Source organism: Halomonas sp. S3-1-1, from assembly GCF_023757625.1.
Lineage (GTDB): Bacteria > Pseudomonadota > Gammaproteobacteria > Pseudomonadales > Halomonadaceae > Vreelandella.
Genome location: NZ_JALGBZ010000003.1, coordinates 539,125 through 563,680, shown reverse-complemented (window position 1 = coordinate 563,680; position 24,556 = coordinate 539,125). Strand labels below are relative to the sequence as shown.

Annotated in this window: 21 protein-coding genes and 1 riboswitch; of the genes, 13 read left to right on the top strand and 8 right to left on the bottom strand. The window is 63.5% G+C overall.

Annotated elements, in window-relative coordinates; genetic code table 11:
- Nucleotides 1–3,402 (top strand): pilus assembly protein, encoded by a 3,402-nt coding sequence (locus MQW23_RS11945; protein WP_252108315.1) that lies wholly within the window; start codon nucleotides 1–3, stop codon nucleotides 3,400–3,402.
- Here MQW23_RS11945 and MQW23_RS11940 read toward each other — a convergent pair.
- Together MQW23_RS11940 and MQW23_RS11935 are read right to left on the bottom strand one after the other, a co-directional pair.
- Nucleotides 3,399–3,713, bottom strand: a complete 315-nt coding sequence (locus MQW23_RS11940) for a DUF2798 domain-containing protein (protein ID WP_252108314.1) — start codon at nucleotides 3,711–3,713, stop codon at nucleotides 3,399–3,401. The two genes, MQW23_RS11945 and MQW23_RS11940, sit on opposite strands and share 4 nt — an antisense overlap.
- Nucleotides 3,714–3,781: 68 nt before the next feature.
- Nucleotides 3,782–4,420 (bottom strand): hypothetical protein, encoded by a 639-nt coding sequence (locus tag MQW23_RS11935; protein WP_252108313.1) that lies wholly within the window; start codon nucleotides 4,418–4,420, stop codon nucleotides 3,782–3,784.
- Between the two features lie 188 nt (nucleotides 4,421–4,608).
- Between MQW23_RS11935 and MQW23_RS11930 the strand changes: the two genes are divergently transcribed.
- On the top strand, nucleotides 4,609–5,931 hold the full coding sequence (locus MQW23_RS11930) for an NRAMP family divalent metal transporter (protein ID WP_252108312.1): 1,323 nt from the start codon (nucleotides 4,609–4,611) through the stop codon (nucleotides 5,929–5,931).
- 54 nt (nucleotides 5,932–5,985) lie between these two features.
- Here MQW23_RS11930 and hpxO read toward each other — a convergent pair whose 3' ends face one another.
- Nucleotides 5,986–7,188, bottom strand: a complete 1,203-nt coding sequence (gene hpxO, locus MQW23_RS11925; protein WP_252108311.1) for an FAD-dependent urate hydroxylase HpxO — start codon at nucleotides 7,186–7,188, stop codon at nucleotides 5,986–5,988.
- Nucleotides 7,189–7,378: 190 nt separating this feature from the next.
- A complete protein-coding gene (locus tag MQW23_RS11920) occupies nucleotides 7,379–8,293 on the bottom strand; it encodes a LysR family transcriptional regulator (protein WP_252108310.1) in 915 nt (304 codons plus the stop codon).
- Between the two features lie 144 nt (nucleotides 8,294–8,437).
- On the opposite strand from MQW23_RS11920, the gene speB reads away from it, so the two are divergent.
- Complete coding sequence (gene speB / locus MQW23_RS11915; protein ID WP_252108506.1) at nucleotides 8,438–9,343, top strand: agmatinase; 906 nt, start codon at nucleotides 8,438–8,440, stop codon at nucleotides 9,341–9,343.
- Between the two features lie 35 nt (nucleotides 9,344–9,378).
- On the opposite strand, the gene MQW23_RS11910 is transcribed toward speB, so the two are convergent.
- A complete protein-coding gene (locus MQW23_RS11910) occupies nucleotides 9,379–10,293 on the bottom strand; it encodes a LysR substrate-binding domain-containing protein (RefSeq protein WP_252108309.1) in 915 nt (304 codons plus the stop codon).
- 202 nt (nucleotides 10,294–10,495) lie between these two features.
- Between MQW23_RS11910 and MQW23_RS11905 the strand changes: the two genes are divergently transcribed.
- The 6 genes from MQW23_RS11905 (at nucleotide 10,496) to dsdA (ending at nucleotide 18,728) form a co-directional block, all read left to right on the top strand.
- On the top strand, nucleotides 10,496–12,097 hold the full coding sequence (locus MQW23_RS11905) for an ABC transporter substrate-binding protein (protein WP_252108308.1): 1,602 nt from the start codon (nucleotides 10,496–10,498) through the stop codon (nucleotides 12,095–12,097).
- Between the two features lie 58 nt (nucleotides 12,098–12,155).
- The gene (locus tag MQW23_RS11900; RefSeq protein ID WP_252108307.1) at nucleotides 12,156–13,097 is read left to right on the top strand and encodes an ABC transporter permease; all 942 of its coding nucleotides are present in this window, start codon (nucleotides 12,156–12,158) and stop codon (nucleotides 13,095–13,097) included.
- Between the two features lie 32 nt (nucleotides 13,098–13,129).
- Nucleotides 13,130–13,987 carry an ABC transporter permease gene (locus MQW23_RS11895; protein ID WP_252108306.1) on the top strand — a complete coding sequence of 286 codons (858 nt, stop codon included), beginning with the start codon at nucleotides 13,130–13,132 and terminating at the stop codon, nucleotides 13,985–13,987.
- A gap of 1 nt (nucleotide 13,988) precedes the next feature.
- Nucleotides 13,989–15,635 (top strand): ABC transporter ATP-binding protein, encoded by a 1,647-nt coding sequence (locus tag MQW23_RS11890; protein WP_252108305.1) that lies wholly within the window; start codon nucleotides 13,989–13,991, stop codon nucleotides 15,633–15,635.
- A 44-nt stretch (nucleotides 15,636–15,679) separates the two neighbouring features.
- Nucleotides 15,680–17,164, top strand: a complete 1,485-nt coding sequence (locus tag MQW23_RS11885; protein ID WP_252108304.1) for an amidase — start codon at nucleotides 15,680–15,682, stop codon at nucleotides 17,162–17,164.
- A 187-nt stretch (nucleotides 17,165–17,351) separates the two neighbouring features.
- On the top strand, nucleotides 17,352–18,728 hold the full coding sequence (gene dsdA, locus MQW23_RS11880) for a D-serine ammonia-lyase (RefSeq protein WP_252108303.1): 1,377 nt from the start codon (nucleotides 17,352–17,354) through the stop codon (nucleotides 18,726–18,728).
- Here the strand turns inward: dsdA and MQW23_RS11875 are convergent.
- Nucleotides 18,725–19,525, bottom strand: a complete 801-nt coding sequence (locus MQW23_RS11875; protein WP_252108302.1) for a cytochrome c oxidase assembly protein — start codon at nucleotides 19,523–19,525, stop codon at nucleotides 18,725–18,727. The two genes, dsdA and MQW23_RS11875, sit on opposite strands and share 4 nt — an antisense overlap.
- The gene (locus MQW23_RS11870) at nucleotides 19,526–19,993 is read right to left on the bottom strand and encodes a DUF2243 domain-containing protein (RefSeq protein WP_252108301.1); all 468 of its coding nucleotides are present in this window, start codon (nucleotides 19,991–19,993) and stop codon (nucleotides 19,526–19,528) included.
- 93 nt (nucleotides 19,994–20,086) lie between these two features.
- Nucleotides 20,087–20,277: riboswitch (cobalamin riboswitch) on the top strand.
- 39 nt (nucleotides 20,278–20,316) lie between these two features.
- Between MQW23_RS11870 and MQW23_RS11865 the strand changes: the two genes are divergently transcribed.
- From MQW23_RS11865 to MQW23_RS11850, 4 genes are all read left to right on the top strand, one after another.
- Nucleotides 20,317–21,345: an ABC transporter substrate-binding protein gene (locus MQW23_RS11865; RefSeq protein WP_252108300.1), complete on the top strand. Its 1,029-nt coding sequence runs from the start codon at nucleotides 20,317–20,319 to the stop codon at nucleotides 21,343–21,345.
- Nucleotides 21,346–21,392: 47 nt separating this feature from the next.
- Nucleotides 21,393–22,382 (top strand): FecCD family ABC transporter permease, encoded by a 990-nt coding sequence (locus MQW23_RS11860; protein WP_252108299.1) that lies wholly within the window; start codon nucleotides 21,393–21,395, stop codon nucleotides 22,380–22,382.
- A complete protein-coding gene (locus tag MQW23_RS11855) occupies nucleotides 22,379–23,161 on the top strand; it encodes an ABC transporter ATP-binding protein (protein ID WP_252108298.1) in 783 nt (260 codons plus the stop codon). Before MQW23_RS11860 ends, MQW23_RS11855 begins: the two co-directional genes overlap by 4 nt.
- 107 nt (nucleotides 23,162–23,268) lie before the next feature.
- Nucleotides 23,269–23,745 carry a LabA-like NYN domain-containing protein gene (locus MQW23_RS11850; protein WP_252108297.1) on the top strand — a complete coding sequence of 159 codons (477 nt, stop codon included), beginning with the start codon at nucleotides 23,269–23,271 and terminating at the stop codon, nucleotides 23,743–23,745.
- On the opposite strand, the gene MQW23_RS11845 is transcribed toward MQW23_RS11850, so the two are convergent.
- A complete protein-coding gene (locus MQW23_RS11845; RefSeq protein ID WP_252108296.1) occupies nucleotides 23,738–24,553 on the bottom strand; it encodes an alpha/beta fold hydrolase in 816 nt (271 codons plus the stop codon). The genes MQW23_RS11850 and MQW23_RS11845 overlap by 8 nt on opposite strands.
- Between the last annotated feature and the right edge of the window lie 3 nt (nucleotides 24,554–24,556).

Here is a 24,556-nt window from a genome sequence, read left to right as displayed (position 1 = left end):
ATGTCTAACAACAGCGGCACACGGCTGTTCTGTAAGCTCTTGCTCGCGCTGGGAGTGAGCCTTCCTATCGTACCAACGCTGAACGAAGCCGCCCATGCTTCTTCCGAGTCGCAGCCCATCTCGGCGTCCGATAGACCGGTCAGCGGTGGCGAAGGCAGCGTGGACGAGAACTACATTCCGGCAGTTGACAAGACCGGGATCGCTAATGCCCCGCTCAACGCGGTCAGCCAAGTCGCTCCCAACGTTTTATTGATTTTGGACAACTCCGAAAGTGGCCAGGAGGGTCTGGATGGCCGCGTAGCGATCGGTACGAGCGTGGGCGACCGAGAAACGTTAGCCGCATGCCAACCCAATACGTTCAACGCTACGAGCTGTCCGGCAGGCGCACGCTCGCCGATCAGCAAATCCAGTATCATGAAACGCGTTGGGCGCGATCTGGTTGAGCGCTATCGGGGAGATATCAACCTGGGACTGATGGCCTATCAGCAAAATCCTGCCTCCCAAACTCGCGATGGCGCCTTCAACGATCGTACCGTCGTCTGGCGGCTAACCGAGCGTGCGCTGGACGCTCGTTATTCCACCAACGATGCGCCAGCCTGGTACGATCCTGATTTCGATGGTTCCTGGGATGCACCAACCAAGAGGTTCCGTACTCGCCTGCCTGGTTTGAATATTTACGCCTTCTTTAATGTTGGAACCCCAGGCTATATGTTTGAAGAGAGTTTCTCGACCGGGCTTCCCACCAGAGACGTCACCGAGTACTGGCGTAGAGTTTCTCAGCCCGGCGTGGGCGATCACCTTGCAGAGCGTTACGGCAGCTTATTCACCAGTGTCTACTCGTATCCCTCCGCCGGGGATGGCATCGCATATCGATCGCGCATTTATCCCAACTATACGCTGCCTCTGGTAGACAGCCTTCGCCAACGGGGAATACCGAACTGGGGCGCGAACACTGCTTCCATTGCGCTGAACCAATGGGAATGGCGCACAACGTCTTCGCCGGGGCTCGGCTATTTGCACGTGCCTATCGGTGGACTAAACGCGGACGGCTCGATCAATGATACCCACTGGAATCGAATTCTCACCAAACTCCAGCCTCAGCGCCACGAGTGGAGCGGTAGCGGTAATCCGATGACCGATCCCACATGGCCGCTACTGGCGACGGGCTTAACCCCCATCGAAGGTACCATGTACACGGTGAGAGACTATTTTCTGAACAACACCAGCACCGGCACGTCTTTCGGATCTGCTCAAGGGCGCCAGACGGGCATCAGAATTCCCAACATGGATAATATCGACGCTAAACAGTGCTTGGTTAACGCCAATATTTGGCTTACCGACGGTTTGCCCTCGGTAGATCGAAGCGGTCGATCGCTGGGTAACAACGTAAGCCAAGCGCTGGAGGAGGCCCAAAACGCCATTCGGCGGCTTTATAGCGATACCGCCAGCGCCCTGCCCAATCCGGTCAAAACTTACGTCGTGGGCTTCAACCTGCCACCGGACATCAGCAACCTGCCCGGCGTGCCTGCCGACCCGTTGGGAGATCTGGCTCGCGCTGGTGGCACCGAGCGCGCCTATTTCGCCAACGACGAGGCCTCACTCAACCAGGTCATGCGCCAAGTGCTGGGTCGCATTATTACCTCGTCTCAGTCGAGCACCTCTTCGGCGGTGAGTAGCGACACTTTCGATCTCCAGAGCAACAACTTGCTTTATAGCGCAGGCTTTCGAAGCGGTGATTGGTCGGGCCGGCTGATCGCCTCCACTGTGGACGATAGCGGCCTGCGTACCCAAAGCTGGAACGCGGAGGCCGAACTGGCCCGCCAAATTGGTCACCGTCGCTTGCTGACGTCGTATCAGCCCTTGGGTCAGCTACACAAGACCGGTGCCCTGCTTGGCACCTCTACCAGCGGCTTCACCCAGGCCGAGATCAACTGGTTACAGGGGTCGAACCAAACCGGGCTGCGGGTGCGCCAGTCGCTTCTGGGCGATATCATTAACGCAAGCCCTGTGGTGCTGCCGGGAAGCGACTCGCGCCCGCCGCTTCTTCTGGTCGCCGCCAACGACGGCATGCTTCACGGTTTTCACGCCAATACTGGCCGAGAGCTGTTCGCCTATTTGCCCTCCGAGCTCACCCAAGGCACCTCGCCGCCGCTTCGTGAGCTGACCCACACCGGCTATAGCCACCGTTACTTCATGGACGGCACGCCGGCCGCCCGCGAAATCACGCTGAGCAATGGCAATAAGCGCGCCATCGTGGTCGGCACCATGGGTGCCGGCGGGCGCACGGTGTTTGCCCTCGATGTCAGCAGCCCGAGCAACATGACGGCGCAAAGCGTGCTGTGGGAGTTTCGCCGCCCAGAGCTTGGCAGCGGTGTCAGTGAGCCAACGATTACGCAGCTCGTTGACGGTCGCTGGGTAGCTATTTTCGGTAACGGTTACAACAGCGCAAGCTACAAGGCCGCGCTCTACGTAGTCGATTTGCAAACGGGCCAGCTCGTGGCGCGTCTCGATACCGGCGAAGGCAGTCAAGAGATCCCCAACGGGCTCGCCACGCCTACCGTAACGGCGTGGCCCACCTTTGACGGCGGCGCGCGCTTTGCCTACGCCGGGGATTTGAACGGCAACATGTGGCGCTTTCCTCTTACCCAGAACGATCGCATCAACAAACTTTACGCTGGCGCGCGTTCTCAGCCGATCACATCGGCCCCGGCGGTGACCTTAAGCGGGAGCGCCAACAACCGCCTAATGGTGATCTTCGGTACCGGCAGCTATTTCAGACCCCAGGATGCCAACGATCAAAGCGTGCAGAAGTTGATCGGGATACGCGACCAGGTGGGTCGCGAGGTACCGGCCGCAGCGGACCAGCTCTTGACACAGCGGATCAGCGGTAGCGCCCAACAGAGCGGCTTCAACTCGCGTGCTGTGACCAACCTGGCGCGGACCGACCAACAAGGCTGGCAGATGGCGCTACCCGCAGGCGAGCGAGTGGTCGCGTCACCGGCGTTTTCGAGCGGCCTGCCCCGGCGTGTGCGCTTTTCGACCATGCGGCCGGACACGTCGAACCCCTGCGTCGGACGGCGCGAGGGCTACTTTCTATCACTTTTGGCGGATACCGGCGGCAGCGGTGGCGGAACCATTTTCGACTTAAACAGAGACGGGCGAATCGATACCGACGCCCGAATCAACGGCGATGCGATCGTTGGCTTACAGCTGGGCAGCGGCGAACGATTGACAGGCATCAAGAACCCGGTCACGGGGCTCGAAACGCTGTTTACCGGCAACCCGGATGCCGTCGGCGATGGCAGCGGCTTGATCACCGTTGAGCTCAATGACGTGCAGTTAGGACGTCGCTCTTGGCGCCAGGTAAGCGGTGAAGAACTTGAGGCGAGAGGCCTTTTCTAACCATTGTGAGAACGCACGCTCCACTGCACCAGCCGCGCAACCATTGGGCGCACGAGCAAAATGCACACGAAGGCCACCGGCATCGCGACCTGGTAGGCTTGCCAAACGCGGCCCATGAACGCGCCTTCCAAGCCGCCGTTGACGCCGGTGACGCCGGTGACGCCGGTGACGCCGGTGACGCCGGTGATCACGATCGTCATCAAAAACGCCATGATCGAGGACATGTAAAAGGCGAAGACCACGGGCGTGAACTTCGGGTGCAGCTTGCGAGCAGCCAGCAGGCGCTGTTCGGGGTAACGTTTTGAACTCATGAACAGGATCTTCGTCTATTTAATGAGCCTGCTATCTTAGCTGCCCGGCCTGTCCTGTTGAAAGCGCGTCAGGCGTAGCGCGTCGCCGCCCTCTTTTCCCGCGCGAGCCGCCCGATCCGGTAAAGATCGTTCAGGTAGAAATCCAGCTGGCCGAGCAGATGATTCACCGGCAGTAGCAAAAAGATCAGCCCCATCAGGATGGCCGGCTCGTTGAACCAGGAGAGTGCCGGCGTTTGCACCGGGTAGAGCAGCGTATAGATGCTCATACCGCCCAAAAACTGCGCGATCAGGCTATTGATGATCACCAGCGTAATGAACAGCGCCCGCCAGTCGCGCCGGGGCAGATGAACGCGGCCCAGCGGCCCTACGCGGGCGCTTATGCGGGTGTCAAAGTGCAGATCATTGTGGCGGCGTAGTAGCGCGCGCGCAGCGTTCTCATCGTCGCTTTCGATCGCCTCACGCGCCAGCGTTTTATCGAAGTGCTCGCCCAGGGTTGCCTCGACGGCGTGATCGAAGGTTTCCGCGTGCGCATCGTCTCCCCGCACGCCTTGCCCTGCTGCCGCGTTCAGCCGCTCGAGCTTTGCGCGATTGTTCGACGAGAGCTTTTGCGCGTTGTCGAAATTGATGGCGTAGTTCACCGCGTAAAGCTGATAGAGCGTGGCGGTGACGCCGACGAAGATCAAACCGTAAACGAGTGCGATGAGCATGAGCCAGCCTATTGACGAGGGTGAAAGGAGGAAGTGAGCGTACGCACTTCATGTTTAACAGATCTACAACCATGGTCAAATGCGGCATGAAAGCGCAGGCAAGCCAGGCTACCATAGCGCCACGCACAGCGAAGGCCACAACAATCATACCGCCTGGCTAGTTATCCGGCTCACAAGGAACTTCCCCAATGCCCTCTCAAGACTCCGCGTCCCTCAACGGTGACGCCACGCATCGACCGTCTCACGCCAAAAAGTATCTGGCCGCCCTCGGCCCGGGCTTTTTGTTCGCAGGCGCGGCCATCGGCACCTCCCACGTGGTGCAGTCCACTCGCGCTGGCGCCGAATACGGCGTAGGGCTTTTGGGGTTTATTCTGCTCGCGGTGCTGTTGAAGTATCCATCGTTTTTCTTCGGCCCCTTTTACGTCAGCGTGACCGGCAAGTCGCTGGTCGAAGGGTATCGTCAGACCTTTGGCCGCTCGGTCGTGGGGCTCTTTGCGCTGGTGCAAATTCCGGTCACCGCGATCATCATCGCCGCCATTGCGATCACCACGGCGGGGCTAGCCGGCAGCATCGTGCCGCTGACGCTCAGCCCACCCACCATCGCGGTGATTTTGATCGCGCTGTGCGGCGTCCTCACTTTTGCTGGCGGCTACCGCTTGCTGGACTGGGTGAACAAGGTCTTCGTCGTGATTTTGAGCGTGACGACAGTGTTGGCCGCGATCGTCGCCCTGCCCCTGGTGGACTGGAGCTTCTATCCGGCAACCGCGGCGTCACCGCTTTTGAGCGTGGCGACCTTCGTCACCCTGGTCGCGGTGTTGGGCCTGATGCCCTCGGACATTACGCTGGCGGTCATGAACTCGCTCTGGTCCGAGGCGCGCAATAAAGCACAAGGCAAACGTAGCGACACCGCCGCCGAGAAGATCGACTTCAATATCGGCTACATCGGCGCCGGCGTTTTGGCGGCGTGCTTTGTAATCATGGGCGCCGGCGTCATGCACAGCCAAGGCGTGAGCCCCGCCAACGGCGCGGTCGGCTTTGCCAGCCAGGTAATCAGCCTTTACACCTCGACGCTTGGCGAGTGGAGCGGCGTGGTGGTGGGCATTTCCGCCTTCACCGTCATGCTGACTACGCTGTTGACCGTCCTCGACGGCTTTCCGCGCATGATCAGCGCCTCCTGGTACACCTTCACCCGCCCGGTGGGCGCAACGGAAGAGTCGCGCACGATCGAGGGCAGCCCGGCGTTTCTGATCTCGCTAATCGGGCTTTCGCTGTTCGCGGCGGTGATTTTGTACACCCTGATGGGCAATTTCCGCCTGTTCATGGACTTCGTGATGGTGGTGGCGTTTTTGTTGAGCCCGATTCTCGCCGCACTCAACCACTTCACCGCCAATGGCGCCACCGTGCCGGTATCACTTCGCCCCTCCAAACTGATCAACGCCTGGAGCTGGCTGGCGATTGCCACGCTGACGCTCTTATCGGTGGGCTATATCGTCGTCCAGTTCGTGATGTAAGCGCGTTTTATGTAAGCGCATTACGCACGTTCATGGTGCAGGCTCGGCGGGCGGTCACGGAAGTGGGCCGCCCGCCACCGTTTTACGAATCCCTTCGAGTACGCCGTGGCCGTCTTCGCGGCCAAGCTCCTCGTACCAGGCTTGCGTCTCGGCGGGGTTGTCGCCATGAATCATCGCCGCCCGCTTGCGCGCGCGCGCAACGATCTCCCCGACCCGCTCGACGCGCGCCTCATCGTAGCGCTCGAGCGCTTTTGCAAGCGCCGCCGCGGTGTCGTGCTCTTCGTCAAGCGCGGCGCTAACGACCTCCATCAGCACCCAGGCATCTTCCATCGCCTGACAGCCGCCCTGGCCCAGATCCGGCGCCATGCCGTGGGCCGCGTCGCCCATCAGCGCCACTCGCGTATCGGTCAGCCGCTCGAGAGGCTCGATATCGTGAATTTCGACTCGCGCCATGCGTGCCGGGTCGAACTGCTCGATTAGCGCCTGCACCGCCGGGCTCCAGCCTTTAAAGTGCGCCTTGAGCTCGTCGCGATAGCGGCTCGGGTCACTTTGCGAGCCCGCCGCCATCGGCACGTCGAAAAAGCAATAAAACTCCTGCTGCCCTTCGTCATTGCCGCCGGTCCCCATCGGCATGAGCGACACTCGCTTGCCCTCGCCCACGTACTGATCCCAACTTTCGAGCGGCGCAAGCGTCTCGGTGGCTGCCACGCGCACGTTCCAGTTCACATAGCCCACGTACTGGCGCGCCACCCGCTGCCCAACGATTTTATCGCGAAGCCTGGAGTGGGTACCGTCGGCCACTACCAGCAGATCAGCGCTGACACGCTCGCCATCCTCCATCACTGCCGTCACGCCGTCATCATCGCTTTCGTAATCCACACAGTGACGCCCGAGCTGAATATGCTCGGCGCCCACCGCATCGAACAGGGTCTTTTGAAGCGCGGCGCGGGAAATCGGGCAGGCGCGCTGATCGACCGCTTCATAAAGCGGAGTGAGCGAGAAGTCGCTTAAAAGGTGGCCTTCGTGGCTCAGGTAGCGCATGCGGGTCATCTCCCCGCTAATGTGCTCGATGGCGCTGCCCAGGCCCAGTCGATGCATCACTTTGACACCGTTGGGCCACAGCGAAATCGCGGCCCCTACCGGGCGCATCTGTTCGACGCGCTCGAAGACCCGCACGCGGTGGCCCTGGCGCTTGAATGCCAGCGCCGCGCTCAACCCGCCCATGCCTGCACCAATAACGACAATATCCAGCGCCATACCGCCTCCTGATCAAAATGAAATTGCGTTGTGAAACGACGTTACGATGCTCGTATACACAACGCGTTTCTTCGAGCCTACCGCATCCGCCGATCAAAGCGTATAGCCATACTCTGCCAGCGCCATGTCACCGGGTTCGATACTGTGGACTCGTACGTCGAGGGCAAGAATCAGGCCAGCCGGAGGCCGTTTAACGGGCGGCGAGGGCATAAAGCTCGTCGAACAGCCAGGCCGTGGCGGGCTCGCGCGCGTAGAGCTCGTGCTGGATCAGCGTGAGCGTCAGCGCGCCGAGTTCTGGCGGCGCCTCGACCAGGCGCACCGGCAGTAGCGCGATGAAGCGCTCGGCCATACGCCGGGGTAGTGTCATGATCGCCCCGGTGAGCGCCACAACCCGGGCCGCGGCGATATAGTTGAGGTTGCGCGAAATCACCCGCCGGCTCACGCCGTGCGCACGCAGGCAGCCGTCGATGGGGCCTGGCCCGAGCCCGCTGATGTCGGCGAGTTCGACGTGGGCCAGCGCGGCAAAATCATTAAGCGTGAGCGATGCCCCCACCCGAGTATTGTCTATCGCAGCCAAACACACCCACTCCTCGTCGAGCCACGGCGTACTCACCACCCCGGTAGGCAGCTCGACGCGGCTATCGAGCCCGACCACCATGTCGATCTGGCGACTTTTCAGGCCCTCGTCGAGCGCATCAGGCGTGATCAGCTCGATCGAGAAGCTCAGCCCCGGCGCCTGCCCAAGCAGCCGGCTCAAAAAGGGCGGGTACAGCACCTCCTCGAAGTAGTCCGTGGTGGCCAGGGTAAAGTGGCGCGCGCTGGTCGCCGGGGCGAATGCCGCGGGTGGGGCAAGGCCCTCCTCAAGCAAGGCCAGCGCTTGGACAACGGTGGGCAAAAGCGACTCGGCCCGCGGCGTGGGCTGCATGCCTTGCTCGGTGCGCACAAAAAGCGGGTCCCCCAGGCCTTCACGCAGGCGCCGGAGCGCGTGGCTAATTGCGGGTTGGGAAAGGTGCAGTTTTAGCGCCGCCCGGGTCACGTGGCGCTCCTGCATTAACGTGACGAATACCCGGAGCAGGTTGAGATCGAAGGTTCGAGGCAGGGCCATGGCGCAGCATCATCCATGAAATGAATGACTCGATTCTAAACATTCATTTCATTCATTGCCCTATATTCTTTATCGTCGCGACTTTCCTTCCTCCTCAGGAGACGCTCGCCGGTGACCGCACACAACGCTCATGCATCCTCTATCATGCCGAGCCTGTTTGGTGATGTGATTACAAGCTTCATGAACGTGCCTCGCGCGCTCGACCCAAAAGCGAGCGATGCCGAGGTGGTCGTCAGCGGCGTCCCCTTTGATCTGGCCTGCTCTGGCCGGGCGGGCACGCGCATGGGCCCCAACGCCATTCGCCAGGCCACGGCGAATCTAATCTGGGAAGGCAAGCGCTGGCCCTGGAACTTCGCCCTGGAAGAGCGCCTGAAGGTGTGCGATGCGGGCAACCTGGACTACGCCTACGGCGAGCCGGAAAGCCTGGTGGACAACCTGGAGGGCCACGCCGGGCGCTGGCTCGCCGCCGGCAAAAAGATGCTGACGCTCGGCGGCGATCACTACATCAGCCTGCCGCTTCTGCGGGCGCATGCCCGCGAGCACGGGCCGCTGGCGCTGATTCATTTTGACGCCCACACCGACACCTACGAGCAGGGCACGCGCTTTGATCACGGCACCATCTTCCACCACGCGCTGAAGGAAGGGCTGGTGGTGCCAGAGCACTCGCTGCAGATCGGCATTCGAACCAGCTATGAGCGTGACAACCACCCTTTCGAGGTGCTCGACGCCGACTGGGTCAACGACCACGGCCCGAAAGCCGTGCTCGAGAAGATCCGCGCCCACGTCGGCCATCATCCCGCCTACGTAAGCCTGGACATCGACGGCCTCGACCCGGCGTTTGCCCCGGGCACCGGCACCCCGGTGTGTGGCGGCATGACCACCGATTTGATGCTAAAGGTAATCCGCGGCCTGGTCGGCATGGAGCTTATCGGCATGGACGTGGTGGAGGTCAACCCGGCTTATGATCACGGCGACATCACCTCGCTCGCCGCCGCCACGTTGGGGCTCGAGTTTTTGTACGTGCTGGCGGCGAGCAAAACCCACGCCTGACAACGCGCTGGATAACGACGCCGTGACGCCTCGCATTACGGCGTTTGCGTTTCCAGCGCCTGGCACAGATCCCCCAGAAAGTCCGCCACGCCCTTGGGCAGCACACGCCCGGCAAGCGTTTGTACCTCGAGGGTACGCCCGCTCATTTCCCGATCGCGAATCGGCAGCGACACCAGCTCCGCCGACTCGCCTAAATGGCGAATCGAGACGTCGCCGATCAGCGTGATACCGCCCTGACACATCGCGAAGTGCACGAGCGTGGTGACGAAGTTGCTGGTCATCACCGGCTCGATCAAGAGCCCCTGACGGCTGCAGCTAACGTTGAAGAGCTGGCGGATGGTGGTGTTTTCGGTGGGAAGCGCCAGATCGAAACTTCCCAGCTGCGCAAGCGACACCTGCTTTTTATCGGCGAGCGGATGCGAGCGGTGCATGACCGCGTGAATCGGCGCCATGACGCGCTTTTCCACCTTGATGTTCTTCTCCGGCGATGGCGAGATCGTCAGTCCGATATCGACAAGCCCCTCGCACACCCGCTGAATCACGTCCGTCGAGGACGTCACCGTGACGTCGAAATGAATACCGTGGTGTTTTTCGCGATAGAGGCTGATCACATGTGGCAGAAGATAGCTCGCCAGCCCCTCGATGCTGGCGATGCGTACCGTACCTCGCTGAATGCCCTCGAGCCCGGTGATCTCCTCGATCACCCGGGCGGCGTCCAAACGCGCCTTGCGCGCGTGAGCGGCCAAAAGCTCACCGGAGGGGCTCAGGCGCATACCGGAGGGGTGGCGCTCGAAGAGCTGGCTTTCAAGCTCCGACTCAAGACGCGCAATCTGGCGACTGACCGCCGAGGGCGCAACGTGCAGCGCCTGAGACGCCTTGTTGATCGACCCGTGGCGAACGATTTCCAGAAAATAGCGCAGCGCGGGGTCGATCAAAAGCCGTTCGTTCATCGAAGTTCTCGCTTTGAAGGTGGCGTGGGTATTGCCGTAAAGGCAATACCGCTTTCGAAAAATACCGTTAACGTGATGACTTTTGCCAGCGCTAGTATCGAGTCAGAAGCAAATCGACAAGGCGCACACCAATAACAAGCGCCGGTTTGCCGACCGTTCACGTGGTGATCGCCAGCCGCTAATAATATCAATGGAGAGTGCGATGAATACGATGCTATCGAACCGTTTCCCGAAAAAGACGCTGCTGACCGCGCTTGGCATGGCCAGCGCCCTATCCTTTACCGCCCAGGCGAGTGCCGAGACGACCGTAAGCGCCGTCATGCACTCGGCGCTTAGAGCGCTGGACCCGGTATCGAGCAGCGCGACCATTGCCCGTAACCACGGCTACATGATCTACGACACCCTGGTAGGGCTGGACGCGGATCTCGAGCCACAGCCGCAGATGGCGGATTGGGAGGTCTCCGATGACGGCCTCACCTACACCTTTACCCTGCGCGAGGGACTTACCTGGCACGACGGCAGCCCCGTCACCGCGGCGGACTGCATCGCCTCGCTCGAGCGCTGGGGCAGCTTCGATCCGGGCGGCGCGCTGATTTTCGATCATCTGGAGAATCTGACGGCGCTGGACGACGACCGCTTCGAGCTCACACTCACTACCGAGCTTGGCGACGTGATCGGCCTTTTGGCCAAGCCCTCGGCGGTAGCGGCGTTCATGATGCCCGAGGCGGTCGCCTCGATCGAGCCGGGCCAGCCGCTGCCTAACCAGATCGGCTCCGGGCCGTTTCGCTTCGTGAGCGACGCCTTCCAGCCCGGCGTCAAGGCGGTGTACGAGCGCTTTGACGAGTACGTGCCGCGCGACGAGGCGCCTTCCGGCACCGCGGGCAGTAAGGAAGTGTTCGTCGACCGGGTGGAGTGGATCCACATGCCGGACGTGCAGACCATGGTCAACGCGATCAACAGTGGCGATATCGACTACATCGAGCGTACGCCCTTTGATCTGCTTCCGCTTTTGGAGAGCAACCCCGAGATCACCGCCGAGGTGCTCGACCCGCTGGGCATGCTCACCCTTGCGCGCATGAACTTCCTCCACCCTCCCTTCGATGACGAACGCATCCGCCGCGCCGCGCTTCTGGCCATCGGCCAGGACGACGTGATGGCGGCACTGGTCGGCGACCCGCGCTTTTACGAAACCTGCGCCTCGGTCTTTGGCTGCAACACCCCGCTTTCGAGTGAGGCCGGGGGCGAGTCGCTCAAGACCGGCGGCGACCCCGAGCAGGCCCGCGCGCTGCTCGAAGAGGCGGGCTATGACGATACCCCCATCGTGCTGCTCCAGCCGTCTGACGTGGCCACGCTCACCCCGCAGCCGGTGGTCGTGGCCCAGGCGCTTCGAAACGCCGGCTTCAACGTCGAGCTTCGCCAGATGGACTGGCAGACGCTGGTTAGCCAGCGCGCCAGCCGCGACGCCTCGAGCGACGGCGGCTGGGACATGATCTTCACCAACTTTGGTGTGGACAGCATCTGGTCGCCGACCATCAACCCGCTGCTGATCAGTACCGGCGAAGAGAGCAGCTGGTTCGGCTGGCCCACCGACCCGGAAATGGAACAACTGCGCGATGAGTTCGCGCTGGCCACCGACGAGGCGCAGCGCCAGGCGCTGGCAGAAGAGGTACAGCGCCGCGCGATGGAGCAGGCCACTTTCGTGCCGCTGGGCCAATTCCAGAACGTGATCTCCTGGCGCGACGAGCTCAGCGATGTCGTCGCCGGCCCGATCCCGGTGTTCTGGGGTATGCACAAGGCCGAATGATCTGCCGCCCCCGCCTGCGGGCGGGGGGTTCTGCCTGCCCACGTTCGAGGAATTCCCCATGTTGAGTTACTTCATTCGCCGACTGCTGGCGGCCATTCCCGTGATGCTGGTTGTCGCGCTTAGCGTCTTTCTTCTGTTGCGCCTGGCGCCTGGCGACCCGGCGGTGATCATCGCCGGCGACATGGCCAGCCCCGCCCAAGTGGAGAGTATTCGCGCCGCGCTCGGGCTCGACCAGCCTATCTATACCCAGTTCGTCATCTGGATGGGCAATATGCTCCACGGCGATTTCGGCACCTCGCTGATCTCGCAGACCTCGGTGCTGTCGATGATCACCCAGCGCCTGGCGCCTACCATCAGCTTGGCGGTGGCGGCTATCGTTTTCACCGTATTGATCTCGGTGCCGCTGGGCGTCATCGCCGCCTGGCGCCAAGGCAGCTGGATCGACAATCTGGTGATGTCGGTGTCGGTGGTCGGCTTCTCAGTGCCGGTGTTCGTTATCGGCTACATCGTCATTCAGGTCTTCGCCATCCAATTGGGGTGGCTGCCGGTGCAGGGCTATCGCAGCCTCGACCACGGTTTTACTGAATTCGCCAGCCGGTTGGTGCTGCCGGCGCTGACGCTGTCGTCGGTGTATATCGCACTGATCGCGCGCATGACGCGGGCCAGCATGCTCGAAGTGCTTAAGGAGGATTACATTCGTACCGCCCGTGCCAAGGGCCTCGGCGAGCGGCTGGTGCTGTTTCGCCACGCGCTGAGAAACGCCGGCGTGCCGATTCTGACCGTTATCGGCACCGGCTTCGCGCTGATGGTCTCCGGCGTAGTGGTCACCGAAAGCGTGTTCAATATTCCCGGGCTCGGGCGCTTGATCATCGATGCCGTGCTGGCGCGGGACTACCCCGTCATTCAAGCCATCATCCTGCTCACCGCCGGGCTTTACGTGCTGATCAATCTGTTGATCGATCTCTCCTACGCCGTGACCGACCCGAGGATCCGCTACTGATGACCACAAACACCTATCCCCGGAGGTTTGGCATGCGTCCATCACTGCACGGCATGACCTCGCGAATGTTGCACCTGCGCCCCCGGACCACCACGTGGATTGCCGCCACCCTTCTGGTCGTGATTACGCTGATGGCGCTGTTCGCCCCGCTCATCGCGCCCTTCGACCCCACCGCGCTTTCGCCGGCGGATCGCCTGCAGGGCGCCAGCGCCAGCCACTGGCTCGGCACCGACGCCTTCGGCCGCGACCTGTTTTCGCGCGTGGTTTACGGGGCGCGGGTCTCGCTCACCATCGGCGTGGGCGTCGCGTTTCTGACGCTTTTGATCGGGCTGCCGCTGGGCTTGATCGCCGGCTACTTTCGCGCTATCGACGCGGTGTTGATGCGCTTCATGGACGGACTGATGGCCATTCCCGGCATCCTCGCGGCGATTGCCATCGTCTCGCTGACCTCGGCGAACCTGTGGATGCTGATGGTCGCGATCACCGTGCCGGAAATTCCGCAGATCGTGCGCCTGGTGCGCTCCCAAGTGCTCGCCACCCGGGAAGAAGCCTTCGTTGAAGCCGCCGTGCTGATGGGCACGCCCACCCGCACTATTCTGTGGCGCCACCTGATGCCCAACACCTTCGCCCCCTTGATCGTTCAGTGCACCTACGTCTGTGCGGCGGCGATTTTGACCGAGGCGACGCTGTCGTTTCTGGGTGTGGGGCTCGGCTCGGAAATTCCCACCTGGGGCAACATCATGTCCGACGGGCGCATCTATTTTCAGCTCAAGCCATCGCTGATCTTCTGGGCGGGCTTTCTGCTGTCGCTGTGCATTCTGTCGATCAACCTGCTGGGCGACGCGGCGCGCGACTCGCTGGATCCCACCATGAAACGCAAGGAGAGCTGAGATGAGCACACACTCCCCCGTGCTGCGTGTCGATGGGCTTACGGTCGACACCACCGATGCCACGCCCAAGCGCATTCTCAAGGGCGTCTCCTTCGACATCCACGCCGGCGAAACGCTTTGCCTGGTGGGCGAGTCTGGCTCCGGCAAATCGGTGTCGTCGCTCACCGCCATGGGCCTTTTGCCCAAGCGCAGCCTGAAGGCCACCGGCGGCGATATCATCCTCGACGGCGAGTCGCTGCTGGCGGCCACGCCCAAGCGGCTGAGTCAGCTTCGCGGCAGCCGCATGGCGATGATCTTTCAGGAGCCGATGACCGCGCTCAACCCGGTGCTGAGTGTGGGCAAGCAGCTCGACGAGGTGCTGGCCTGCCACACCTCGCTACCGAAGGCCGAGCGCTTTGCCCAAGTGCTGGACGCGCTGGCCCAGGTCCACCTGCCGGATATCGAGCGCGTTTATCACAGCTTCCCTCACCAGCTCTCCGGCGGGCAGCGTCAGCGCATCATGATCGCCATGGCGCTGTTGTTGAAGCCGCGCCTGCTCATCGCCGACGAGCCGACCACGGCGCTGGACGTCACCACTCAGCACCAGATCCTCAAGCTCATTCGCGAACTGCAGCAGCGCCACGGCACCGCAGTGCTATTCATCACCCACGACATGGGCGTGGTGGTGGATATCGCCGACCGCGTCTGCGTAATGAAAACCGGCGACATCGTCGAGCAGGGCCCGGTGCGCCAGATCCTCGCCACTCCGAAGGAGGCCTACACCCGGCGCCTGCTCGAAGCAGTGCCGAGCCTGACGCCGCGCCCCGCCCGTCCTTACAAAAGCGAGCGCCGCGTGCTCGGCGTTACCGAGCTGCACAAGGCGTTTGCGCCCAAACGCGGTCTATTGGGCTTTTTGAAACCGCGGCGCGCAGCCACCCACGCGGTCAACAACGTCAGTTTCGAACTCCAAGCCGGACGCACCCTAGGCATCGTGGGTGAATCAGGCTCGGGCAAGTCGACGCTGGCGCGCTGCGTGATGCGCCTGCTCACGCCGACCGGTGGAACCGTACGCGTGGACGGCCAGGACATCGCCTCCTTGCGCCCGCGCAGCCTCAAGCCGCACCGCGGGCGCATCCAGATGGTATTCCAGGACCCCTACCGCTCGCTGAACCCGCGCCTGACGATCGGCCAAAGCCTGACCGAAGGCCCGACCAACTACGGCAAGCCTTACAAACAAGCGCTGGAGCGCGCCCGCGAGCTTCTGGAGCTGGTCGGCCTTCCCGCGGATGCCATCGAGCGTTACCCGCACCAGTTTTCCGGCGGCCAGCGCCAGCGGATCGCCATCGCCCGGGCGCTGGCCATGGAGCCCGACGTCATCGTGGCGGACGAGGCGGTGTCGGCGCTGGACGTGTCGGTGCAGGCCCAGGTACTGGCGCTTTTGGACGATATTCAACAGCGCCTGGGCGTGGCGGTGCTGTTCATCACCCACGACCTGCGCGTCGCCGCGCAAATTTGTGACGACGTGCTGGTGATGCAGCGTGGCCAAGTGGTCGAATACGGCCCGGCGCAGCAGGTGCTTGGCAACCCGAGTGCCGACTACACCCGCCAGTTGATCGAGGTCGCGCCCGGGCGGAGCTGGGATTTCACCACCTTTGCCCCCGTCGCCTGACGCGGACCGTCCGGCCGATTTTTTGCTACAAGGAAGCGATGTTGATGAATGCCTGTGATCTGAGCGCCGTCGAGGCGCGCCGTTTGATGAGTACCAAAAAGCTCTCCGCCGTGGAGCTGACCGAAAGCTGCCTGACCCGTATCGAGGCAATCAACCCCGCCGTCAACGCGCTGGTGGCCCAGGATGTCGATGCCTGGCGCGAAGGCGCGAAGAACGCTCAGCGCGCCATCGACCAGGGCGAGCGGCTCGGTCCGCTGCATGGCCTGCCGCTGTGCGTGAAGGACATGGTCGATGTCACCGGACTTCCGACCACCTTCGGCAGCCAGATCTACGCCGACAACGTCGCCCAAGGCGACGACCCGATGGTGGCGCAGCTGCGCGAGGCCGGCGCGTTGATAGTCGGCAAGACCAACAACCCCGAGTGGAGCGCCGGCGGCAACACCCGCAACGCCGTTTACGGCGTCACCGCCAATCCGTTCGATGTGACCCGTTCCGCCGCGGGCTCCTCCGGCGGCTCCGCCGTGGCCCTGGCCTGCGGCATGGCACCGCTGGCCACCGGCTCCGACACCGGCGGCAGCCTGCGCAACCCGGCGGCGTTTTGCGGCGTAGTGGGCTTTCGCCCTACGCCCGGGCTGGTGCCGGGCAACCGCGCACAAGCTTGGCTTCCGATGTCGATGAACGGCCCCATGGCGCGCACCGTGGACGATGCCGCGCTGATGCTCTCGACGATGATCCGCCCAGACCGCCGCGATCCCTGGACGCCGGTCGTCGAGAATCAGCCGGTTCACGCACCATCGGCGTTTCGCCAGCTTCCCCGAGTGGATCTTTGCAGCCAGCGCGTCGCCTTTACCGAGGATTTCGGCTTCGCCATGACCGAAAAGCTCGTGCGTCGAAGCTTCAGCGACAAGCTCGCCCGCTTCGGCCACGTTTTCGGTCGGCTTGACGACACCCACCCCGAATGCCCGCACGTCGACGACACCTTCGCGGTGATTCGCGCGCTCTGTTTTTCCGGCATGCACCGGGAGCTCTTGCAGCAGTACCCGGACCAGGTCGGCCCTAACGTGCGCGATAACGTCCGTGAAGGCGAAAGCTACTCGGCGCTGGACGTGGTGCGCGCGCTGACCCAGCAGCAGACCCTTTACCGCCACTGGCAAACGTTTTTCGAGCACCACGACTTCGTGCTGGCGCCGACCACCACCATCAGCCCGCGGGACTGGCACGAGCTCTACCCCGCCGAGATCGACGGCGAGCCGACGCAAAGCTACTACCACTGGCTCTCGATGGCCTACGCCTCGACACTGGCCGGCCACCCGTCGGTGACGCTGCCGACCGGACGCGACGAAAACGGGCTGCCCTTTGGGCTACAGATCATTGGCCGGCGCGGCAGCGACCTGGAGACCCTGGCCTTCGCCCGCGAGCTTGAGACGCTGTTTGCCGATGACGACGCCCTGGCCCGCCCCCGGGTCGACCTCGCCTATCTGCGTGATGCGGCCCCACTCAGGGAAGCCGAGGGCTTTATGGGCTTCTAGGGCCTGTCTGAAAAGTCGACGAGCGAAGGCAAGACAAGGCAAAAATTGGCGAAGAAGCGGAGTTTACGTTAAGTAAATGAGCATTCTGAGCCAATTTTTAACGCCGTATTGTCGAGCGCAGACACTTTTCAGACAGAGCCTGGCCCCGTTTGACGCCTTTTTCGCTGTTCATTCAAGAGGTAAATGTATGGCTCACCGCACGCTCGATGACTGGCAAACCCTCGCCCGCGACGGCACCGACCCGTTTCTAGGCGCGCTTACCCGTCGCGAAGAGACCTTTTGGGTCAACCCCAAGCGCGTAGCCTTCGCCACCGTGCGCGACTCGCTGTCACTCGACTCAACCGATATCGACGAGGCCGAGGCGCGCCTTTCGCGCTTCGCCGCCTACTTCGTCGAGGCGTTTCCCGAGACCGCCCCACAGGCGGGCATCATCGAATCGCCACTCCAACGCGCCGACGCGCTCGCCTTCGCCGCCGCCGAGCGCTGGCGGGTGTCCGCCCCGGCAAGCCTGTGGCTCAAGTGCGATAGCCACCTGCCGATCTCCGGGTCGATCAAGGCTCGCGGCGGCTTTCACGAGGTGCTGCTCTACGCCGAAACCCTGGCCCTGGAGCACGGCCTTGTCACCAAAGAAGACGATTACGCCTGCTTCGCTACGGCGGCGTTCAAAACGCTGTTCGCGCACCACTCGATCGTGGTGGGCTCGACCGGCAACTTGGGGCTGAGCATCGGCATCCTGAGCGCCCAGCTTGGCTTCCAGGTGACGGTGCACATGTCCGCCGATGCCCGCCCCTGGAAAAAGACACTGCTGCGCGAAAAAGGCGTTCAGGTGGTCGAGCACCCGTCCGACTACAGCGTCGCCGTAGCCCAGGGGCGCGAGGAAGCGCTGGCCACGCCCCGCTGCCACTTCGTCGACGACGAGGACTCGACGGCGCTGTTTCTGGGCTACGCCGTCGCCGCCCGGCGCCTGCAGCGCCAGCTCGAAGAGCAGCGCGTTCGCATCGATGATGACCATCCGCTGATCGTCTACCTGCCTTGTGGGGTGGGCGGAGGCCCTGGCGGGGTCGCCTTCGGCCTGAAGCACGTTTTCGGCGACGCCGTACACTGCGTGTTCGCCGAGCCTACCTCGTCACCCTGCATGCTGCTCGGCATGGCCACGAACCTGCACAACGCCATCAGCGTTCAGGATATCGGCCTGAGCAATCAGACCTGCGCCGACGGCCTGGCCGTCGGCCGCCCCTCCGCTTTTGTCGGCACGCTCATGGAGCCGTTGCTCGACGCGCTCTACACCGTCAGCGACGACGAGCTCCATGCGCTGGTCGCGCTGGTCAAGCAGAGCGAAAAGCTGGGCCTCGAGCCCTCCGCCGTCGCGGGCTTGCCCGGCTTTGCCCATTTGGCCCGCGCCGACCGCGCCACGCTCGAAACCCTCGGCCTTGCCGGCCATCTCGCCAAGGCTACCCACCTGGTCTGGGCCACCGGCGGCTCGATGGTGCCCAAGGAAGAGATGCGGGGGTATCTGGAAAAGGGCTACACGGCGCTGGCCAGGGCCCAGGCGCCTATCGCCTAACCGGTCTGCGGATGCGAGCCCAGCAGGGCCTCGCGCCGTCCCACCGGTCGGCGCAGCCAACACGTCATCAGCACTACCGCCAGCAGCACCTCAGCCAGGTCGCCGCCGTAGTACATCCACTGGGCGGCGGCCTGGACGTGCTCGAGGGTGTGGCCAGTGCCGCGCGGAAAGCCCCACCCGTACATCAGTTTGCCCAGCAGGCTATGGGTGGCGATCGCGGCGAACAGCACGCCCAGGCGAAAGCGCACGCCAAGCCGGTGCGGAGAGGCGTCGGGCTCGGCGAGGATCGCCCAGCAGAAGAGATACCCCGCCAGCAGAAAGTGCAGGTGGATCAGGTAGTGAAGCGCGGAGTTTTGCAGTGAGGCGGCGTAGAGCGGCGTCAGATAGAGCACGTACATGCCGCCGACATTGAGCAAAAGGGCGGTGACCGGATGAGCGAGAAAGCGGATGAAGCGGCTATGCAGCAGCGCCACCACCCACTTGCCGCCGGCCTGGGGCAGCGTTTTTAGCAGCAGCGTTACTGGGGCGGCCAGCACCCAGGCAAGCGGGGCGAACATGCCGATCAACAGGTGCAGCGTCATGTGGCCCACCAGATCGGCGTGCGCCCAGCGCATCAACGAAGGCCAGAACGCGATGGCTAAAAGCGTACTGCCCAGTACGAAAAAGCCGCAGCGCCAGAGGCTCCAGTGCCCCTCAAGGCGCTGGAGCCAAGCCGCCGCCAGGTACTGGCAGGTGACAAGCACGACCAGTAAAAACGGCAGCCAGTCGAGCGGCGAAGCGGGGTGGCCGGCGTGCATTTAGCGCGCGGGCAACGCGCGGGCGCGGCGCCAGCACCAGGCTCCGATCAGCAGAAACCCGATCGCGAAGGCGTTCCAGACCAAGTCGTACATCAGCGGATCCACCCCGTAGCGAATCTGGTGCAGACGCAGAATCTTGTGGTTGATGAGCCCATCGAAAAGTTGAAAGCCGCCCATCCCCAGAAAGAAACCCGCCTTCGCCCAAGAGATACTCAAGCGCCCTCGCTGTGAAAGATCCAGCAGCAGAAACACGCCCACCACCACCGCCAACAGCTCGAAGGCGTGCAGCAGGCCATCGGAAAGAATGCCGAAAGCAGGCGTGGAGAAATCGAAAAAATGGTGCCACTGCAGCAGCTGGTGAAAGACGATTTCATCGAGCGCGGCCATCGCGCCGATGCCTACCAGCACCGCCGCCCAGCGCGAGCGCTTGATGTCGTGGGTTTCGCTTTTGTTCACATCATACGTCATGGACGGGCTCCCTGGTGTCGCTATCAGCGTAGGCAAGGCGCCGGACGAGCGCCACCGCGGCGCGGGCCGTGATTGCCCTCCTTTGCAGCGCTCTCTAGAATGGCCGGCGTCGGTGTTCCTTAACGGAACTTGATAGGGAATCCGAAGCGCCTCGCGCGAACCGGAACTGCCCCCGCAACTGTAGGCGGCGAGCGATGCTCACACGTGCCACTGGACATGCGTCCGGGAAGGCGAGCTAGCGTTGACCCGTGAGTCAGGAGACCTGCCGACGCATCCTCACCATCAGGCCGCGCCTTGCGCGCCGATCATGCACGGGAGTGTACATGATGCTGAACCGATCCCCGGCGCTGGCCCTGGCAGGGCTGTGCGTCTCTCTGGGCGCGTGCGCCCACGCCCTGGCCGCCACCGACTACCCCCTCACGCTCGAAAGCTGCGGCCACGAAATCACTCTGGAAAAGGCGCCGTCGCGCGTGGTCACCATCGGCCAGGCACCGACGGAATTGCTCTATTTGCTGGGCCTTGAAGACCACGTGGCGGGCACCTCGCTCTGGGTCAATCCGGTGCTCGACGCGTTTGCCGAGGCGAATGCCGACGTCGAGCGGCTCTCCGATAACGCGCCGAGCTTCGAAAGCGTGCTGGCGAAAGAGCCGGATTTGGTGATCTCCGCCTATGAGTGGATGGTCGGCCCCGCCGGCGTTGTGGGCACTCCGGAGATGTTCGACGACGCCGACGTTGCGCTCTGGACGCTGCCCACCGAGTGCGTAGGTAAGAACAACCGTCAAAGCATGGACGGCGCGCGCGGCAGCCTTTTTGACCCGGCGCTGGTGTACCAAAGCATCGAAACGCTGGCCGAGATCTTCGACATCGCCGAGCGAGGTGAAGAAGCCGTGAGCGACCTTCAGGCCCGCGAAACCGCCGCGATCGACGCCGCGCAAGCGCTCGATTTGCCCAATGAGCTTCGCGGCGTGTTCTGGTACTCCTCCGCGGATTTGGGGATCGACCCCTACGTCGCCGGCGTCAACAGCGTGCCGGACTGGATGATGAGCACCCTTGGCATCGACAACGTGGTGAGCGCCGAGGAGGAGTGGCCGACGGTCGGCTGGGAGAGCATCGCCCGCGCCGAGCCGACTTTCATCGCCGCCGCGCGCATGGACCGGCGCCGGTTTCCCGCCGACGACATCGCCGTAAAGCGCGACTTCTTGCAAAACGACCCGGTCACCCGGCTGCTCGAGGCCGTCGAGCAGAACCGGCTGGTCGAGATCGACGCCCACGCCATGGATCCGTCGATTCGCAGCATCTACGCCCTCGAGACGCTGGTCGAGGCGCTGGCCGAAATGGATCTGTCGCCCTGATGAGGGCGACACATTTGGGCGCAGGGTCCGCGCGATGGGTCTGGCTGATGCCGCTATGTTTGATCGCGGCGCTGTTGATCGGCGCCTCGGTCGGCGAGACGCGCATCCCGCTTGCCACCGTGCTGGAGGTGCTGGCGAGCAAGCTTGGCGTGATCGACCACCCGCTTTCAACGCTGGACGAAGCGATCGTGTGGCACTACCGCCTGGCGCGCGCCGTCGTGGCGGCGTGCTGCGGCGCGGGGCTGGCAGTGTCCGGGGTGATCCTGCAGGCGCTGCTGCGTAATTCGCTGGCCGATCCCTACCTGCTGGGCATCTCGGCGGGCGCCTCGACCGGGGCGGTCACGGTGACCGTGGCGGGTCTCGGGGCGGGAATGATCTCGATGTCCATGGGCGCCTTCGCCGGCGCTCTGGCCGCTTTTAGCTTCGTGGCGCTGCTGGCGCACTTGGCCGGCGGCGGCCAGGGCGTTCGCGGTGCGGGCATTTTGATTCTCGCCGGTATCGCCGGGGCGCAGCTCTTTAACGCGCTGACCGCCTTCATCATCGCCCACTCCGCCAACGCCGAGCAGGCCCGGGGCATCATGTTCTGGCTATTGGGCAATCTTTCCGCGGTGCGCTGGCCGGACGCCTGGCTTGCCATGCCGGTGGCCGGGGCGAGCCTGGCGGTGGCGCTTTCACAGGTGCGCTCGCTGGATGCCTTCGCCTTCGGCGCGGAAAGCGCAGCCTCGCTCGGTGTGAATCTTCGGGCAACAAAAGGGCTTTTGATCGGCACCGCGGCGCTGGCGACGGCGGTGATGGTGGCGATCACCGGCGCGATTGGCTTCGTCGGGCTGGTGGTGCCCCACGCCTGCCGGCTTCTGGTCGGCGTGCGCCACCGACGGCTGGTGCCGGCGACCACCTTGTGCGGGGCGGTGTTCATGGTGCTGTGCGACGTGGTGTCCCGGGTGGTGATTCCCGGTCAGGTGCTGCCCATCGGCGTGATCACCGCGCTGGTCGGCGCGCCGGCGTTTGCCTACCTGATGGTGAGGGGGCGGCGATGAGCGAACCCGCCGCGCCGCTACTGAGCGCTCGGAACGTGAGCTTTTCGGCATCGGGGCAAACGCTTGTCGACGGTGTCGATCTCGACGTCTTTGCCGGCGAAACCCTGGGCGTGATCGGCCCCAACGGCGCGGGAAAATCGACGCTTTTGCGCCTGCTGGCCGGGCTCTTGCCGCCGGGCATTGGCGAGGTGCGCTTCGAGGACGCGCCGCTTTCACGCCTGAGCCGGCGCCAGATCGCCCGTTGCATGGCACTGGTGGCGCAGCAGGCGGAAACCGACGAGCGGCTCACCGCCCGCGACGCGGTGGAGCTTGGCCGCACGCCCTGGCTTGGGCGGCTGGGCAGCTGGCGCGCCGAGGACACCGCCGCCGTCGACCGGGCGCTCAAGGCGGTGGAGATGGGGGCGCTTGCCGATCGGCCCTGGGCCTCGCTTTCCGGCGGCGAGCGCCAGCGCGTGCACATCGCCCGCGCCCACGCGCAACAGCCGCAGCTAATGCTGCTCGACGAACCCACCAACCATCTCGATATCCACCACCAGCTCGCCATCGTTGCGCTGATCAAGGCGCTTCCAATCACCGCCGTGGTCGCGCTGCACGATCTTTCCCATGCGCTGCGCTGCGACCGGGTACTGGCGCTTTTGGAGGGCCGTGTGGTGGCGCTCGGCACACCGCTCGAGGTGCTAACGCCCGCACTTCTGCGCACGCTGTTCGGCGTCGAGGCGCGGCTGGTGGATGATCCCGAGGGCGACACGCCGCTCATCGCTTTCAACCGGCGCGGCTGAGCGCCCACGCGGCCGGTTTCTCGATGGGGGGACTAGCCGCTATAATCAAAAGGCAAGCGACCCGTCTCATTTGCCTGGACCTTCTCCCTCTTTCAAACGAGCCTTTCATGACCCGCGTCGCCCTTTTCGTGGATACCCAGAACGTTTACTACACCGTGCGCGACGCCTTCGGTAAGCACTTCGACTACGGCGCTTTCTACCGGCGGGCGGGCGCCAATCGCGAGGTCGTCGCGGCTTTTTGCTACGCCACCGACAAGGGAGATTCGAAGCAGCGCGGGTTTCAGAACGCGCTGCGCCATATCGGTTTCGAGGTAAAACTGAAGCCTTTCATTCAGCGCGCCGATGGCTCCGCCAAGGGCGACTGGGACGTGGGTATTACGCTCGACGCCATCGAGTACGCCGAGCGGGCCGATGTGATCGTGCTGGTGTCCGGCGATGGCGACTTCGACCTGCTGGCCGAGAAGATCCGCCGGGTGCACGGCAAGCGCGTCGAAGTGTACGGCGTTGCCGCGCTCACCGCCGCTTCGCTGATGCGCGCGGCGAGCAAGTTCGTGCCCATCGAGGGCGAGCTACTGCTCAGCTAGCCTGACCAAGCCAGGCATCGATTTCACGAATGACGATGTCCGGGTGGGTCATGTGGATGCAGTGCCCGACACACGGCAGTTCCTGGAGCGTGCTCTGCGGCATGCGCGCATGCATGTAGCGCCCCACCGCCGGGTTGGCCAGCGAGTCGACCTGGCTTTGCAGCAGCAAAGCCGGATGCGTCACGCGGGGAAGCAGCGCCCGGTAGTCGGCGAAGAAGGTCGCCCTGGCAAATACCCTGGCCACGATCGGGTCGGTGGAGCAGAAGCTTTCCGAGAGCTCGCCGATCAGCTGATCGGAGTTTTCCGTCCCCATTACCAGCGGCGCCAGATAGTGGGCCCAGCCGATGTAGTTGCGCTCCATCAGATCGATCAGCTCTTCAAGGTCGGCGCGCTCGAAGCCGCCTTGATACTCTGGCCCCACGTTTAAAAAGCAGGGCGAGGGGCAGATCATGACCTGGCTGGCAATACGTTCGGGAATCTTGAGCGCCGCCAGTTGCCCGATCGTGGCGCTAACGGAGTGGCCTACGAAGTGAACGTCGTTTAAATCGAGCGCTTCGCAGATCTCCACGACGTCCTGGGCGTACCCTTCCAGACTAGCGTAGCGCTCTTGGCTGAACGCCGACAGCTGCGAGCGGCCAGAGCCGACGTAGTCGAACAGCACCAGCGTATAGCGCTTTGAAAGCGCGGGCACGACGTACTGCCACACCCGCTGATCGCAGCCGAACCCGTGGGCCAGCACGAGCGTTTTTGCCCCGTCTCCTGTCACGGTCACGTTATTGCGCGCCGTGATGGATGTTTTGTTCAGCAAACC

What these genes read in the sequence shown, in the direction of transcription:
- hpxO (WP_252108311.1), bottom strand. Translation starts at nt 7,188, where the DNA reads ATGGCGCTGGATATTGTCGTTATTGGTGCAGGCATGGGCGGGTTGAGC.
- MQW23_RS11895 (WP_252108306.1), top strand. Translation starts at nt 13,130, where the DNA reads ATGCGTCCATCACTGCACGGCATGACCTCGCGAATGTTGCACCTGCGC.
- MQW23_RS11885 (WP_252108304.1), top strand. Translation starts at nt 15,680, where the DNA reads ATGAATGCCTGTGATCTGAGCGCCGTCGAGGCGCGCCGTTTGATGAGT.
- MQW23_RS11905 (WP_252108308.1), top strand. Translation starts at nt 10,496, where the DNA reads ATGAATACGATGCTATCGAACCGTTTCCCGAAAAAGACGCTGCTGACC.
- MQW23_RS11890 (WP_252108305.1), top strand. Translation starts at nt 13,989, where the DNA reads ATGAGCACACACTCCCCCGTGCTGCGTGTCGATGGGCTTACGGTCGAC.
- MQW23_RS11940 (WP_252108314.1), bottom strand. Translation starts at nt 3,713, where the DNA reads ATGAGTTCAAAACGTTACCCCGAACAGCGCCTGCTGGCTGCTCGCAAG.
- MQW23_RS11900 (WP_252108307.1), top strand. Translation starts at nt 12,156, where the DNA reads ATGTTGAGTTACTTCATTCGCCGACTGCTGGCGGCCATTCCCGTGATG.
- MQW23_RS11865 (WP_252108300.1), top strand. Translation starts at nt 20,317, where the DNA reads ATGATGCTGAACCGATCCCCGGCGCTGGCCCTGGCAGGGCTGTGCGTC.
- MQW23_RS11920 (WP_252108310.1), bottom strand. Translation starts at nt 8,293, where the DNA reads ATGGCCCTGCCTCGAACCTTCGATCTCAACCTGCTCCGGGTATTCGTC.
- MQW23_RS11935 (WP_252108313.1), bottom strand. Translation starts at nt 4,420, where the DNA reads ATGCTCATCGCACTCGTTTACGGTTTGATCTTCGTCGGCGTCACCGCC.
- MQW23_RS11860 (WP_252108299.1), top strand. Translation starts at nt 21,393, where the DNA reads ATGCCGCTATGTTTGATCGCGGCGCTGTTGATCGGCGCCTCGGTCGGC.
- MQW23_RS11855 (WP_252108298.1), top strand. Translation starts at nt 22,379, where the DNA reads ATGAGCGAACCCGCCGCGCCGCTACTGAGCGCTCGGAACGTGAGCTTT.
- MQW23_RS11850 (WP_252108297.1), top strand. Translation starts at nt 23,269, where the DNA reads ATGACCCGCGTCGCCCTTTTCGTGGATACCCAGAACGTTTACTACACC.
- MQW23_RS11875 (WP_252108302.1), bottom strand. Translation starts at nt 19,525, where the DNA reads ATGCACGCCGGCCACCCCGCTTCGCCGCTCGACTGGCTGCCGTTTTTA.
- speB (WP_252108506.1), top strand. Translation starts at nt 8,438, where the DNA reads ATGCCGAGCCTGTTTGGTGATGTGATTACAAGCTTCATGAACGTGCCT.
- MQW23_RS11910 (WP_252108309.1), bottom strand. Translation starts at nt 10,293, where the DNA reads ATGAACGAACGGCTTTTGATCGACCCCGCGCTGCGCTATTTTCTGGAA.
- dsdA (WP_252108303.1), top strand. Translation starts at nt 17,352, where the DNA reads ATGGCTCACCGCACGCTCGATGACTGGCAAACCCTCGCCCGCGACGGC.
- MQW23_RS11870 (WP_252108301.1), bottom strand. Translation starts at nt 19,993, where the DNA reads ATGACGTATGATGTGAACAAAAGCGAAACCCACGACATCAAGCGCTCG.
- MQW23_RS11930 (WP_252108312.1), top strand. Translation starts at nt 4,609, where the DNA reads ATGCCCTCTCAAGACTCCGCGTCCCTCAACGGTGACGCCACGCATCGA.
- MQW23_RS11945 (WP_252108315.1), top strand. Translation starts at nt 1, where the DNA reads ATGTCTAACAACAGCGGCACACGGCTGTTCTGTAAGCTCTTGCTCGCG.